The sequence below is a fragment of the Tessaracoccus palaemonis genome (assembly GCF_019316905.1).
GTDB classification, from domain to species: Bacteria; Actinomycetota; Actinomycetes; order Propionibacteriales; family Propionibacteriaceae; genus Arachnia; species Arachnia palaemonis.
The window spans coordinates 2,669,962-2,683,348 of the sequence record NZ_CP079216.1; the positions used below are offsets into that span (position 1 = coordinate 2,669,962).

Sequence of the window (13,387 nt, forward strand, 5' to 3'; positions counted from 1 at the left end):
ATGACCGGGATCGAGCTGGCCGTACGGGCGCGGGGGCTGCGGCGCACCTTCGACGCGGTGGTCGCCGTCGACGGCGTCGACCTCGACGTGGAGGCCGGGGGCATCTTCGGGCTGCTGGGCCCCGACGGGGCCGGCAAGTCCACGCTGATCCGCATGCTCGCCACCACGTTGGCGCCCGACGCGGGCGCGGCCGAGATCTTCGGCCACTCTGTCATCGCGGAGCGGGACCTGGTGACTCCGCGGATCGGCTACATGTCGCAGCGGTTCTCCATGTACCCCGACCTGTCCGTCGCGGAGAACCTGGAGTTCTTCGCGACCATCCGCGGCGTCCCCCGCGCGGCGCGCCGCGAGCGCGCCGGGCGGCTGCTGGAGGCGATGGGGCTGGCCGAGTTCGCGCGCCGGCAGGCGCAGCACCTCTCGGGCGGCATGAAGCAGAAGCTGATGCTGGCGACCACCCTCATGCACGAGCCCGACCTGCTGCTCCTCGACGAGCCCACCACCGGCGTCGACCCCGTCTCCCGGCGCGAGTTCTGGCGGATCCTCGCCGGGCTGCACCGCGAGGGGCGCACCGTGCTCGTCGCGACCCCCTACATGGACGAGGCCGAGCGCTGCACCCACATCGCGTTCCTCGACGCGGGCCGCATCACGCGTTCCGGCACCCCCGCCGAGATCAAGGCCCAGGTGCCGGGGACGCTGTTCGAGGTCCGCACCGCCGAGTCCCGCGCCGCCACGCCGGTCCTGGCCTCCGTCGTCGGCGTCCGGTCGGCTCACCCGCTCGGCGACGTCGTCCGCGTGCTGTGGGACGGCGACGACGAGCCGGTCGCCGCCCTGGGCGGCGCCCTCGAGTCCGCCGGGCTGCCCGGCGCCGCCATCGAGGCCATCGCGCCGGACATGGAGACCGTCTTCGGGTTCCTCGCCGACGTGGGCCACGGGGAGCCGTCGTGAAAGCCCCGACGCGCATCGGCGCCGTCGTCGTCAAGGAGTTCCGGCACCTCGGCCGCGACCCACGCATGCTGGCCGCGGTCGTGCTCCTGCCGATCCTGCTGCTCGTGCTGTTCTCCTACGCCCTGAGCTTCGACATCCGCAGCGTCTCGACGATCGTGATCGACCAGGACCAGTCGGCGACGAGCCAGCGCTACCTGCAGGGCTACGAGCAGTCGGACTTCTTCGACGTCGTGGCGCGCGGCTCGTCGATGACCGACGCGGACGAGGCCTTCGCGACGAGCACGGCGAAGGTCGCGGTCATCATCCCGGCCGGCTTCGAGCGCACGATCCAGGCCGGCGGGCACGCCGAGGTCGCGGTGCTGGTCGACGGGACCGAGCCGAACTCGGCGCGCGTCGGCCGCTCGTACTCCGTCGCGATCAACCAGCTGTCCTCGACCGCCATGACCCGCGAGTGGGCGGAGAGCCAGGGCATCGACGTGTCCGGCGTCGGCACGCTCGATGCCCGCATCCGCACCTGGTACAACCCGGACCAGCGGTCCTCGGACTTCCTCATCCCCGGCCTGATGGTGGTGATCCTCGCCATCGTCACGATCCAGCAGACGGCGGTCACGCTGGTGCGTGAGCGGACGCTGGGCACGGAGGAGCAGCTCGAGGTCAGCCCCATGCACAAGCTGGAGCTGATGATCGGCAAGCTGATCCCGTGGACCCTGCTGGCGCTGGTCGACGTGGTCGTGATCGTCGCGATCGGGGTGCTCGTCCTCGGGGTTCCGCTGCGGGGCAGCGTCGCCGCCCTGGCGGTGGGGGCCGCGCTGTTCATCCTCGCCAGCCTGGGGATGGGGCTCGCGGTCTCCGCCGTCGCGCCGACGGAGGACACGGCCAACATCGCGGCGATGATGATCGCGCTGCTGCCGTCCTTCATGCTCTCGGGCTTCGTCTTTCCCCTGAACCAGATGCCCGTGGTGCTGCAGTGGATCTCGGCCGTGCTGCCCGCGCGCTACATGGTCTCGCTGTCGCGCGGGGTGTTCCTGAAGGGCGCGGGCTTCGCCGAGCTCTGGCCGGACCTGCTCGCCCTCGCCTTCGCGGCGACGGTCCTGATCGCCGTCTCGACGGTCATGTACTCCAGGAAGGCACGACGATGATCCGCCGCATCCGGCTCCTGATCTGGAAGGAGTTCCTGCAGCTGCGGCGCGACCCCTTCCTCGGCGGGATCCTCATCGTCGCCCCCGTGCTGCAGCTCATTATGTTCGGCTATGTCGTGGCGGTCGACATCAGCCACCTCGACACCGCGATCGTCGATCTGGACCGCTCGACGATCTCCCGCTCCATTGACTCGGCGTTCTCCAGCACCGAGTACTTCACCGTCACCGAGCGCCCCTCCAGCGAGGCGGAGGTGCGTCAGCTGATGGACCGCGGGGAGATCCAGGTGGCCGTCGTGATTCCCGAGGGCACGCAGGACGCCCTGACCCGCGGCGAGACGGCCGGCGTCGGCGTCATCGTCGACGGGTCCGACTCGCAGGTCTCGACGGCGGCGGGCGCCTACTCGGCGCGGGTCGTCGCGGGCGTGAACGCCGCCCGGCTGGCGGCCTCGGGGGTCGCGGTCGCGGGGCCGGGCGTCGACGCGCAGGTGCGGGTGCTGTTCAACCCGACGCTGGCCTCGGTCAACACGATGGTCCCAGGCCTGATCGCGATGATCACGATGGTCTCGCTGCTCATCGTCATGAGCCAGGCCGTCGTGAAGGAGCGTGAGGCGGGCACGCTGGAGCAGATGTTCGTCACGCCCATCCGGGCCGGCGAGTACATCATCGGCAAGATCACCCCCTACGCGCTGCTGGCCGTCGTGCAGATGGTGCTGGTCGCCAGCGTCGGCATCGGCTGGTTCAAGGTCCCGTTAAACGGGAACGTAGCGGTCGTGGCCGTCGGCATGCTGCTGTTCATGCTGACGAGCATCGGGCTCGGGCTGCTCGTCTCCCTGCTTGCGAGCACGCGTCAGCAGGCCCAGCAGGTCATGGTGTTCCTGATGATGCCGTTCATGATCCTGTCCGGGTTCATCTTCCCCGTCGAGGCGATGCCGGGCTGGATGCAGGCAATCAGCGCCTGCATCCCCATGACCTACATCCTCGAGGTGCTGCGCGGTAGCTTCGTCAAGGGCGCCGGCTTCGCGGACCTCGCGCAGCCGCTGATCATCCTCGCGGTGTTCGGCGTCGTGATCTTCACCTCCGCCGTCCTCGCCACCCGCCGCCGGATCACCTCGTAGGAGAGCCGTGAGCACCACAACAGATCGGCCGACGCTCCCCGCGGGGACCGCCGTCAACGTCCGGGGGCTGACGAAGGCCTTCGGCGGGTTCACCGCCGTCGACCACATCGACCTCGACGTGCCCCGCGGCCAGATCTTCGGCTTCCTGGGCCCGAACGGCTCGGGCAAGACCACGACCATCCGGATGCTGACCGGGACCCTGCGCCCCACCGCGGGCAAGGTCCGGGTGCTCGGCGAGGACGTCGTGCGCCACGCGCACCGGGTCGCGCCGCGGATCGGCTACATGAGCCAGAAGTTCGCGCTGTTCGAGGACCTCACTGTCGAGCAGAACCTCCGGTTCTACGCGGGCGTCTACCAGCTGTCGGCCGACCGGTTCCGGGAGCAGCGCGACTACGTGCTCCAGATGGCCGGCCTCGTCGGGCGCGAGAAGGAGCTGACCCGCAACCTCTCGGTCGGCTGGCGGCAGCGGCTCGCCCTCGGGACGGCCACCATCCACGACCCTGAGTTACTGTTCCTCGACGAGCCCACCTCCGGCGTCGATCCCGTCGCGCGTCGCCAGTTCTGGGACCTGCTCTACGAGCTGGCCGGCCGCGGCGTCACGCTGTTCGTGACGACGCACTACATGGACGAGGCCGCCTACTGCGACCGGCTCGCGTTCATCTACCGGGGCCGGCTCATCGCCGATGGGAGCCCCGCCGAGCTGCGGGCCGGGCACGGGCAGCCGATCTTCGACGTCTCGCTCGCCGACGTCGACGCCGCGCTCGGCTGGCTGGAGGGGCAGGACTGGGTCGATGACGCCTATCTGTCGGGCGCGACGCTGCACGCCGTCCTGCCGCAGGGCTCGAGCGTCACGGGCGATCAGCTCATGGAGCGGCTCGACGGGGCGGGGTTCGCCGACGCGGCCGTGTCCTCAGTCGAGCCATCGATCGAGGACGTGTTCGTCAACCTCGTCACGGCCGAGGAACGCGCGGGCGGCCCGGCTGCCGTCAGCGGTCCAACTCGCGCCTGACGAGCCGCTCGCTGAGGCCGAACAGCGCGGCCATCCCGCCGCCGAAGGCCAGCACGGCGCCCGCAAGGGAGATCCACAACTCCAGCGGCCACGGTCCCTCCTCGACGGTCTCCAACCAGTCGAAGGCCGCCATCCCCGCGATGAAGAACAGGAGGGCGCCCGTCACCGCGGCCAGCACGCCGGTGAACATCAGGGTTCCGCTGCGCATGCTGCTCCCCCACCCGTCGGCTCGAACGTCAGCTTGAGCGCGCGCTCGCCGATCTGCTCGTGTCCCGTCAGGCGCAGCTCCGGCCGGAAGCCCTTGAAGTAGGGGGTGCCGTGCCCGAGGACGACGGGATGGAGGTAGATGCGGTATTCGTCGATGAGGCCGAGCCTCCCGAGGCCGGAGGCGAGCACCGGCCCGGCGACCTCGATCTCGCCGTCGACCTCCCCCTTCAGCCGGCGGACGGCCTGGTCGAGGTCACCCCGGATGAGCGTGGCGTTCGGGCCGACGCCGGTCAGCGTGCTGGAGACCACCCACTTCGGCAGGGCGCGCCAGGCGGTCGCGTAGGCGCGCTCGTCGTCGCTCCAGCCGGGATCGTCGTCGTCCCAGTACCGCATCAACCCGTACATGGTGTGGCCGTAGAGGCATCCGGCCTGCGAGCCGACCTCGTCGACGAAGTGCCTGAACAGCGTCTCGTCGGGGCCGAACCGGTCGTGGTCCACATAGCCGTCGAGCGACTGGTTCATCCCGTAGACGATCCTGGCCATGGCGGCTCCTTCCTGTCGGACCCATCACACCGCACGAGTGGTTCGGGAGATCGCAGCCTTCGCCCGCGCCGCCACATTCTCCGCCGTGAACCCGTACTTGGCGAACAGCGCCGCCCCGGGGGCCGACTCGCCGAAGTGCTCGATGGAGACGATCTCCCCTGCGGCGCCCACGACCTCGCGCCAGCCCAGAGCGATGCCCGCCTCGACCGAGACCCTGGCCACCGCCTCGGGCAGCACCTCGGCCCGGTATGCGGCTGGCTGATGGTCGAACCACTCCCGGCAGGGCATCGACACGACGCGCGTCCCGATGCCCTGGGCCTGCAGCAGGTCCCTGGCCTCGACGGCGAGAGCGACCTCGGACCCGGTTGCCACGAGGACCACCTCGAGCTCCCCATCCGCGTCGAACAGGGTGTAGCCGCCGCGGACGGTCAGCTCGGCCGGGGCAGCGGCGTCCGCTCCGCGGGCGGTGACAGGAAGGTCCTGCCGGGAGAGGATCAGCGCGCTGGGCCTGTCGGTGTGTCGCAGCGCCTCGGCCCAGGCCTGAGCGGTCTCGTTGGCGTCGGCGGGGCGGATCACGTCCAGGCCCGGAATGGCACGCAGGCTGGCGAGGTGTTCGATCGGCTGGTGCGTCGGCCCGTCCTCGCCGACGCCGATCGAGTCGTGCGTCCACACGCAGATGGTGGGCGCCTTCTGGAGAGCCGCCAGCCGGACCGCCGGACGCATGTAGTCGGCGAAGACGAGGAAGGTGCCGCCGTATGCCCTCGTCAGGCCGTCGATGTTGATGGCGTTGAGGATGTTGCCCATCGCGTGCTCGCGGATGCCGAAGTGCAGGGTCCGGCCGTTGTAGTCGCCGGCGAAGTCCGTGGACGCCTGTTCGGGCGGCAGGAAGGAGCGTTGGCCACGCATGGTCGTGTTGTTCGACCCTGCGAGGTCGGCGGATCCACCCCACAGCTCCGGGACCGCGTCCGCGATTGCGGTCAGCACCTCGCCGGAGGCGGCCCTCGTCGACTTCCTGCCCTCGGGGAATGTCGGCAGGGCCCGCTCAAGGTCGGGCTGCTTCCCCGCCAGGATGCGGTCGAGGAGCGCGGCCTTGTCGGGGTGGGCGGTGCGCCAGGCGTCGAAGCGGGCCTGCCACGCGGCCCGGGCCTCAGCCGCCCGCGACGCCGCATTCGCTCTGGTCTTCGCCACGAGGTCCTCCGGGACTGCGAAGCTCTGGGTCGGATCGAGCCCGAGTCGGGTCTTCAGGCCGGCGATTTCCTCGGCACCGAGAGCGGCGCCGTGCACGCTGTGATGGCCGGCCCGGGTCGGGAGCGGCCATCCGATGACCGTCGACAGGCGGATCAGGGATGGCCTGTCCGTGACCGCCTTCGCCTCCTCGATGGCCGCGTACAGCGCGTCGACATCCTCTGCGTAGCCGGATCCTCCCTGGGTCCAGTCCACGTGCGCCACATGCCAGCCGTACGCCTCGTACCGTGCGGCGACGTCCTCGGTGAACGCGATCTGGGTCTCACCCTCGATCGTGATGCGGTTGTCGTCGTAGATGACCACGAGGTTTCCCAGCTTCTGCGCGCCCGCCAGCGAGGATGCCTCGCCAGAGACCCCCTCCTGGAAGCAGCCGTCGCCGGCCAGCGCGTAGACCATGTGGTCGAACACGGACGTGCCGGGGGCGGCCTCCGGATCGAACAACCCGCGCGCCCTGCGTGCGGCCATCGCGAAGCCGACTGCCATCGCGATACCGGCACCCAGTGGCCCCGTGGTGCATTCGACGCCTGCGGTGTGTCCGTACTCGGGATGCCCCGGGGTCAGGGAGCCCTCGGTCCGGAGCGCCCTGAGATCGTCGAGCTCGAGCCCGTATCCGGCGAGGAAGAGCTGGCAGTACTGCGTCAGCGAGGAGTGCCCGGCCGACAGGACGAAGCGGTCTCTGCCGAGCCACCGCGGATCGGCAGGGTCTCCCACCATCACCTTCTGGTAGAGGAGGTGGGCGACGGGGGCGAGCGAGATCGCCGTTCCCGGATGGCCGTTGCCGGCCTTCTCCACCGCATCGGCGGCGAGCGCCCTGGCCGCGTCGACCGCGGCCCTGTCCGTGTCGGTCCAGTTCAGCGCACTCATGCGGCCCTCACAGATCCCTGGGCCCCCCAGAAGCCACCGGGCGCGAACAGTCGCTCGGTGAAGTCGTCCAGCAGGTGCGCCTCCGCCAGCGTGTCGAGGATGGTGTAGCGGGACCGGATGAGCTGGCTGCGGACATAGGTGGCGCGGAACTCGTCCCAGGCGAGGCCGATCTCATCCGGGTGGGCCGGAGCGCCAGCGGCCCGGAGCATGGCCTGCAGCGTGTCGGCGGGGATCAGGTGCTCGCGCAGCCGGGCTGACAGAGTCGGCCACCCCTGTGCGAGGGTCTCGAGGCGTCGGCCGACACTCGTCCCATCGACGTACTTGGCCATGGTCTGCTGGACCGCAGCCTCGCGCAGACCCGGTCGCCGATGCTGCGACAGGACGAGGAGCTCCATCTCGTCGCGCCCGGGCCAGGCCCTGACGGCTCCGTCGATATCGAGGGAGGCGAGATCGTCAGCGAGCAGCTCCTCGTAGAGCGCGGAGATGGCCACGCTGCCGACGGCCACCTTGAATCCGTGCGACAGCCGTCGCGGGGTCACGTCCACGCCATGACCCTCCATCTCCCACAGGTGGGAGAAGAGGTGTTCGGACCCGGAGGCCGGACGGGAGCCGTGGTAAGCCTGCATGGCCAGGCCGGACATCACCAGGCCCTCGGCCAGCTGACCCAGCGCGTCCGCGTCGCCGGCGGCCAGCGCCGCCGGCCTCTGCAGGGCACCACGGAGCGGCCCCTGGACGAGGTCCCACACGCTGGTGTCGATCGCCTCGGCCCCGACAACGTCGGCCAGGAGCCAGTCTGCTCCGGCCGGGAGTTTGCCGAGCAGGTCTCCGTACCCGGAGGCCGTCATCGCCGAGGGCGCCGCCGCCATCACGTCGAGGTCGGCGACCGCGACCGCCGGGGCCGGGCAGTCGAGGGTCTGCTTGTAGCCGTTGACTGCGATCGAGGCCCCGAAGGCCGTGTACCCGTCCATCGACGCGGCGGTGCCCACCACCACGTAACGGCGGCCCAGCTCCCCGCAGGCGCGCTTGGCCAGGTCGTTCAGGGTGCCTGCCCCCACCGCCACCACGACGGCATCCACCTCGGCGATCCGGTCGCGGAGCAGCTCGGCATTCTCATAGCGGGCGTAGAGCTCGGGATCGCCGGGGAAGATGAATGGCGGAGCCATCGGCACTCCGGCGGCGGCAAGGACATCACAGACGTCATGCCCGGCGGCATCCTGGGTCCGCTCGTCTGCCACGACCAGCGCCGTCGCTCCCCCGAAGACGCGGCGGAAGGCCGCGGGGAGGTCGGCGATCACGCCCTGCCCGATCAGCACCTCGGAGGTGTCCGTCGCCGCGGCAAGGGCCCGCTGGACGAGTTCACTCATGCCCGCACCGCCTCGTGGTCGACGATCCGGTGGATCTGCTCGGACAGTGCGGGGTACCCGGCGCAGTAGGCATCCAGATAGAAGGAGTAGTCGAGGTGCCGTTGGAGGTCCGGCACCAGCTGATCCACCTCGTGCACCATGCCGGCGGCCGCGTCCTGCAGGTTGTCGTAGAAGCCTGCACCGACGGCGGCGCACATCGACGACCCGAGGGCGACGGCGTCGCCCACCCGGGTAAGCGTGATGGGGGTACCCGTCACGTCGGCATGCATCTGCAGCAGGGAACGGCTCTTCGTCATCCCGCCGGCGGCGACCAGCTCGGTGACCTGGAACCCGGCGCGCGACATCTCGCGCAGGATGTGGGCCGAGCCGTAGCAGATGCCCTCCTGGATCGCGTGGTAGACGTGCGCCGGCCCGTGGGCCAGCGAGAGGCCCCAGATGATCCCGCGCGCCTTGGAGTCGGTGTACGGGGTCCGGTTCCCCTGGAAGTACTCGTTGACGATGAGGCCGTCGGATCCGACGGGGATGTGCGAGCTCTCGGCGTTCAGGACGTCATAGACGTTGGCGCCGGTGCGGTCCGCCGCCGACACGAGGTCACGGGCGAAGTTGTCCTTGAACCACTTCATCACCGACCCTGTGGAGACCTGGCCACCCTCGACGGTGTACTGACCGGGCACCACACCGTCCGTGTAGGATCCGAAGAAGCCGGGGCCGTGAACGGAATGGGCGGACTGCCCGCTGAGGACGTGCGACGAGCCCGTGATGAGTGCCATCTTGCCCGGGTTGACCACGCCAAGTCCGATCTGGCCTGCCCATGCGTCGGCCGGGCCCTGCGCGACGGGCGTACCGACCGGCAGGCCGAGGTCCTCCGCGGCACGCGGCGTCAGGCCACCGACACGCTCCCCAAGATCGAGGACCCGCTCGGGGATCTTGTCGAAGACGTCCCCACAGCCGATGTGCTCGTAGAACTCGACCGGCCACCCACCGCGGTCGCGGTTGTAGTACATGCGCTGCGCCGCCGAGTTGATGTTGAGCGTCCACTCGCCCGTGAGCTTGAAGGTCACCCACTCCGGCGCATCGACCAGGCGGTAGGCGTTGCGATACGTCTCCGGCTCGTGCTCGCGCAGCCAGGCAGCCTTGAAGGGGTACCACTCGGCCGTGGCCGGCATCGTCCCGCCACCGTTGTACAGACGGGCCCAGTGATCGGTGGTCAGCGCGCGGGCCGCCTGCTCAGTGGCGCGGACGTCCATCCACATGATCGCGGGACGCAGATGGTTGCCCTCCCTGTCCATGGCGACGACCGTCATGGTGGTGGCGTCGTACGAGATCCCGGCGACCTCATCGCCGCTGATCCCTGCCTGGTTCATGGCCCGCCGAGCAGAGGACTGCAGAGCGAGATACCAGTCGTCGGGCGACTGTTCGGCCCACCCGGGACGCGGATGCGTCGTCGCGTAGGTCGTGGCAGCAATGCTGACCGGCGTGCCGACCAGATCGAAGATCGCGACGCGGCAGCTCTCCGTGCCGTAATCGATTCCCATCACGTAGGGACCTGGCATGTCTATCTCCTTTGATGACTGAAACACTGACACAGGGGTCAGGAGGGATCGGACTCGGCCCAGCCGAGTTCGTCCCAGAGGTGGGCGGGTATGAGGCGGTCGACGCGGTCGAGCACCAGGTCTGGGGCCCGGTCCTCGGGTTGCGCGGCGATCTCCTCGACGGTGGTTTCACCGGTCAGGACCGCGGCTGCAGTCATCCCGGTGTCGAGGGCCATGGCGATGTCGGTCTGCAGCCGGTCTCCGACCATGACGGCCCGCCCGACGGGGCAGTCGAGCGTCGCCATGACCGCCTCGAGCATGATCGGGTCGGGCTTGCCGAAGCTGACCCGGCACTTCACCCCCGAGCAGGCCTCGATCGCGGCGGTGATCGCGGCGCAGTCGGGCTCCCCGCGCCCCCCGGGGAACGGGCAGAAGCGGTCGGGGTTCGTCTGCACGAGGAACGCGCCGCGGTGGAACCAGAGCGCGTCGAACGCGATCTGCAGCTTCCGGTAGTCGAAGCTGCGGTCGTAGCTGGCGATCACGATGTCGATCTCGGAGGGATCCTCGCTGAGGCGGAACCCGGCCTCGACGAGAGCGTTGATGAGGGGCGCCTCCGCGATGGGATACAGCACGGCGTCGGGGTGGTGCTGCCCGAGCCACGTGACGGTCGTGACGATGGTGTTGGCGATGTCCTCGATGGGGGTCGGCAGCCCCAGCCGTTCCAGCTTCTCGGCGTACATCGCCGGGTCCTTGGTCGGGTTGTTGGACAGGAACCGCACGGGGATCTCCCGACGACGCAGCTCGCGGATGAGGCGCGCTGCGCCGGGCAGCAGGTGATCGCCGAGGTAGATCGTCCCGTCCATGTCGAAGACGTAGGCGTCGAACAGTTCTGCGGGGGCGCGCAGCACGGTCTCGGTCATGGGAGTCCTCCGGGTCAGGGTCAGCTGACGGCCGGCAGCAGCGCGGCGATGAGCATGATGACGGTGTTCATGGGCCAGATGGCGAAGGCCGGCGGGTCGACGTGGGTCGTTCCCCTCGCGAGGAAGAACCGGGCCATCCACTCGCCGAGGAACGCGGCGAGCACGCCGAAGACGGCGCCGACGATCAGGGCTCCCACCGCAGCCTCCGGCACCCAGCCCGCCTCGGAGATGGAGGCCGCGCCGGCGAGGTAGGGATAGAACACGATCGCCGCGAGCCCACCGATGTTGGTCATGTGGTGCGTGACAGGCACGTTGTAGCCCATGTTGAGCAGGCAGATGGTGATGGCCGAGATGGCGAAGGGCAGGGTGTTGGCGTTGCCGAAGGCGGCGACGGCCGGGAAGCTCGTCGAGAGCACCACGGAGACACCCGCGGCGAGGATGCCCGCAAAGGCTCCGATGGTGAGCATCTGGCCGGGCTTCTCCTGGTACCGCAGCCATGAGGAGTCCCCGTGTGGTGCGAAGCGAGGACCGGACGGGTTGCACTTGTCCAGGTTGAGCAGCGACCCGTCGCCGAAGATGAGGCGCACGGCGAAGGCCGAGATGATGATCGACAGCGCCACGGAATCCGTGTGGCTGCCGAACCAGGGGATGAGATGGATCGCCTGCTGCAGGGCGTAGCCGATGCCGCCGAACAGGGCGCCGACCAGCAGCACATCGGGCTTTCCGAGACGTGCCAGGGGAAGGACGATGTCCTTGCCGGAGTCGGAGTAGCCACGGCGGGCTGCGTAGGCCGCGGCGGCGACGCCGCCTGCGAAGGCGACGTGGGGGCCCATGAAGGGGCCGAATGAGACGTAGTTGAACATCATGTTGCTCATCTCCGGCGCACCGGCGACGGCAGAACCGACGGCGGCGAGCAGGCTGAAGCCAACCATGACGAAGGCGAAGTTGGCGCCGATCGCTGCGCCGAAGAAGCCACCGCCGAGCGCGGCGATGAGCATGAACAGGAACTCCATTGTCGTGTCCTTCTGGAATGGGGCGGCTGCGGTGCCGCCGGGAGGGGTCCGCGGTGGGCGGAGGGGGTCAGGCGGAGGTGTCCGCGGACTGGGTCTGGGGCTCGTAGGAGCAGAGCGCGGCGACCTTGGGGGCCGAGGCGGACGCAGGGTCGAAGGTGTAGCCGAGCCACTCCCGCGTGAGGCGGCGTGCGAGTTCGAGGCCGATGACGCGCTCGCCGATCGTGAGCACCTGCGCGTCGTTGGACAGCACAAGCCGCTCGACCGAGAAGGAGTCGTGGGCGACGGAGGCGCGGATGCCAGGCACCTTGTTGGCGGCCATCGCGACGCCCATCCCGGTGCCGCAGACGAACAGGCCTCGATCCGCCTTGCCTGCCGCGATCAGACGCGCCCCCGTCACCGCGACGTGCGGGTAGTCGGTGTTCTCACCGTGGCCCACGCCGACGTCGATCACCTCATCGACGCGGGGATCGGCCGCCAGGTCCTGTTTCAGCTGCTCCTTGTAGTCATAACCGGCCGAGTCGGCGGCAACCACGATGCGAAGTCCCATTATGCGTGTCCTCTCACACGTGCGCGCATCGATGCGCGCACCAAGTTGTGATGAAAGTATCACAACTTGTGCAAGAAACAACAGCGAATGTGTGAGATTCTCTGGCGGGTGGTCCTACTCGGCGACGATGACCTCCGGTCCAAGCTGCCTGACCAGCTCCAGGTCTGCGGGGTCGATCGCGGAGTCGGTGACGATGTGCGAGAAGTCGGTCAGCGCCGCGAAGCTGTGGAGGGCCCGTCTGGCGAACTTGGTGTGGTCCAGCAGGAGGATCGCCTTCTCGGCCGAGGCGACCATGGCGCGCTTCACCAGGGCGACATCCTCATAGGGGTGGAAGCACCTCCCGTCGCTGATGCCGGAGGCGCTGAGGAGGCAGTAGTCCGTGCGGACGCCGTCGATCATGTCGAGGGCCGTCTTCCCGAGGAGAGACTCCGCCCACGGCTGGTACTCGCCTCCGGTCACCAGGAGGCGGACCGCGCTCCGCGGCTCGACCTCGCGCGCGACGAGCAACGAGTTCGTGACGACCGTCAACGGGACGGACGCGAGTTCGCGGAGGGCCCACAGGGCGCTGGTGGAGTCGTCGATCAGGACGGAGCTGCCTGGCCGGATCAGAGCGGCGGCGGCCCGGGCGATCGCCGCCTTCTCGGCGGAGTTCTGCTCGAGCCTCAGCAGCGCACTCACCTCGCTCAGGCGCGAGGCCGCGGCCGACACGGTGCCTCGCCCCTGACGCGTGACGAGGCCCTCCTCGACAAGCGCCTCGATGTCGCGGTAGGCCGTCATGGTCGACACGCCGGCTTCGGAGGCCACGTCCTCCACCGACATCGTCCCGCGCTTGGCCACCTTCTCGGCGATCAGCCTCCGCCGGCGCCTGACGGCCTCCGCCGAGGCCCTGCCTCCACCTGTCGACATGATGGACTCCTCCCTCGCTCACCCGTGGGCTCAGCCTA

Annotated in this window: 13 protein-coding genes; 4 read left to right on the top strand and 9 right to left on the bottom strand. The window is 69.6% G+C overall.

The features are described from left to right. Genes KDB89_RS12240 through KDB89_RS12255 form a run of 4 tightly spaced genes read left to right on the top strand, consistent with a single transcriptional unit; the run spans window position 1 to window position 4,208 of the window. Entirely contained in the window at window positions 1–945 is a 945-nt protein-coding gene (locus tag KDB89_RS12240; protein WP_219081427.1) for an ABC transporter ATP-binding protein, read from the top strand. Next, window positions 942–2,084, top strand: a complete 1,143-nt coding sequence (locus KDB89_RS12245; protein WP_219081429.1) for an ABC transporter permease — start codon at window positions 942–944, stop codon at window positions 2,082–2,084. The genes KDB89_RS12240 and KDB89_RS12245 overlap by 4 nt, the downstream gene beginning before the upstream one ends. Beyond that, on the top strand, window positions 2,081–3,199 hold the full coding sequence (locus KDB89_RS12250; protein ID WP_219081431.1) for an ABC transporter permease: 1,119 nt from the start codon (window positions 2,081–2,083) through the stop codon (window positions 3,197–3,199). Before KDB89_RS12245 ends, KDB89_RS12250 begins: the two co-directional genes overlap by 4 nt. 7 nt (window positions 3,200–3,206) lie before the next feature. Beyond that, entirely contained in the window at window positions 3,207–4,208 is a 1,002-nt protein-coding gene (locus KDB89_RS12255; RefSeq protein ID WP_219081433.1) for an ABC transporter ATP-binding protein, read from the top strand. On the opposite strand, the gene KDB89_RS12260 is transcribed toward KDB89_RS12255, so the two are convergent. The 9 genes from KDB89_RS12260 to KDB89_RS12300 form a co-directional block, all read right to left on the bottom strand. Beyond that, window positions 4,186–4,416 (bottom strand): hypothetical protein, encoded by a 231-nt coding sequence (locus KDB89_RS12260; RefSeq protein ID WP_219081434.1) that lies wholly within the window; start codon window positions 4,414–4,416, stop codon window positions 4,186–4,188. The genes KDB89_RS12255 and KDB89_RS12260 overlap by 23 nt on opposite strands. After that, window positions 4,398–4,958 carry a dihydrofolate reductase family protein gene (locus tag KDB89_RS12265; protein ID WP_219081436.1) on the bottom strand — a complete coding sequence of 187 codons (561 nt, stop codon included), beginning with the start codon at window positions 4,956–4,958 and terminating at the stop codon, window positions 4,398–4,400. The genes KDB89_RS12260 and KDB89_RS12265 overlap by 19 nt, the downstream gene beginning before the upstream one ends. Before the next feature lie 24 nt (window positions 4,959–4,982). After that, window positions 4,983–7,067 carry a transketolase gene (gene tkt / locus KDB89_RS12270; protein WP_219081438.1) on the bottom strand — a complete coding sequence of 695 codons (2,085 nt, stop codon included), beginning with the start codon at window positions 7,065–7,067 and terminating at the stop codon, window positions 4,983–4,985. Then, window positions 7,064–8,431 (bottom strand): sn-glycerol-1-phosphate dehydrogenase, encoded by a 1,368-nt coding sequence (locus KDB89_RS12275; RefSeq protein WP_219081440.1) that lies wholly within the window; start codon window positions 8,429–8,431, stop codon window positions 7,064–7,066. The genes tkt and KDB89_RS12275 overlap by 4 nt, the downstream gene beginning before the upstream one ends. Beyond that, window positions 8,428–9,984, bottom strand: a complete 1,557-nt coding sequence (locus KDB89_RS12280; RefSeq protein WP_439654854.1) for an FGGY-family carbohydrate kinase — start codon at window positions 9,982–9,984, stop codon at window positions 8,428–8,430. Before KDB89_RS12280 ends, KDB89_RS12275 begins: the two co-directional genes overlap by 4 nt. Window positions 9,985–10,022: 38 nt before the next feature. Beyond that, window positions 10,023–10,883, bottom strand: coding sequence for an HAD-IIA family hydrolase (locus tag KDB89_RS12285; RefSeq protein WP_219081442.1), 861 nt, complete (start codon window positions 10,881–10,883; stop codon window positions 10,023–10,025). A 20-nt stretch (window positions 10,884–10,903) separates the two neighbouring features. Then, entirely contained in the window at window positions 10,904–11,896 is a 993-nt protein-coding gene (locus KDB89_RS12290; RefSeq protein WP_219081444.1) for a DUF7973 family transport facilitator, read from the bottom strand. 67 nt (window positions 11,897–11,963) lie between these two features. Next, window positions 11,964–12,443, bottom strand: coding sequence for a ribose-5-phosphate isomerase (locus KDB89_RS12295; RefSeq protein ID WP_219081446.1), 480 nt, complete (start codon window positions 12,441–12,443; stop codon window positions 11,964–11,966). Window positions 12,444–12,557: 114 nt separating this feature from the next. After that, window positions 12,558–13,349, bottom strand: coding sequence for a DeoR/GlpR family DNA-binding transcription regulator (locus KDB89_RS12300; RefSeq protein ID WP_219081448.1), 792 nt, complete (start codon window positions 13,347–13,349; stop codon window positions 12,558–12,560). Window positions 13,350–13,387 lie beyond the last annotated feature (38 nt).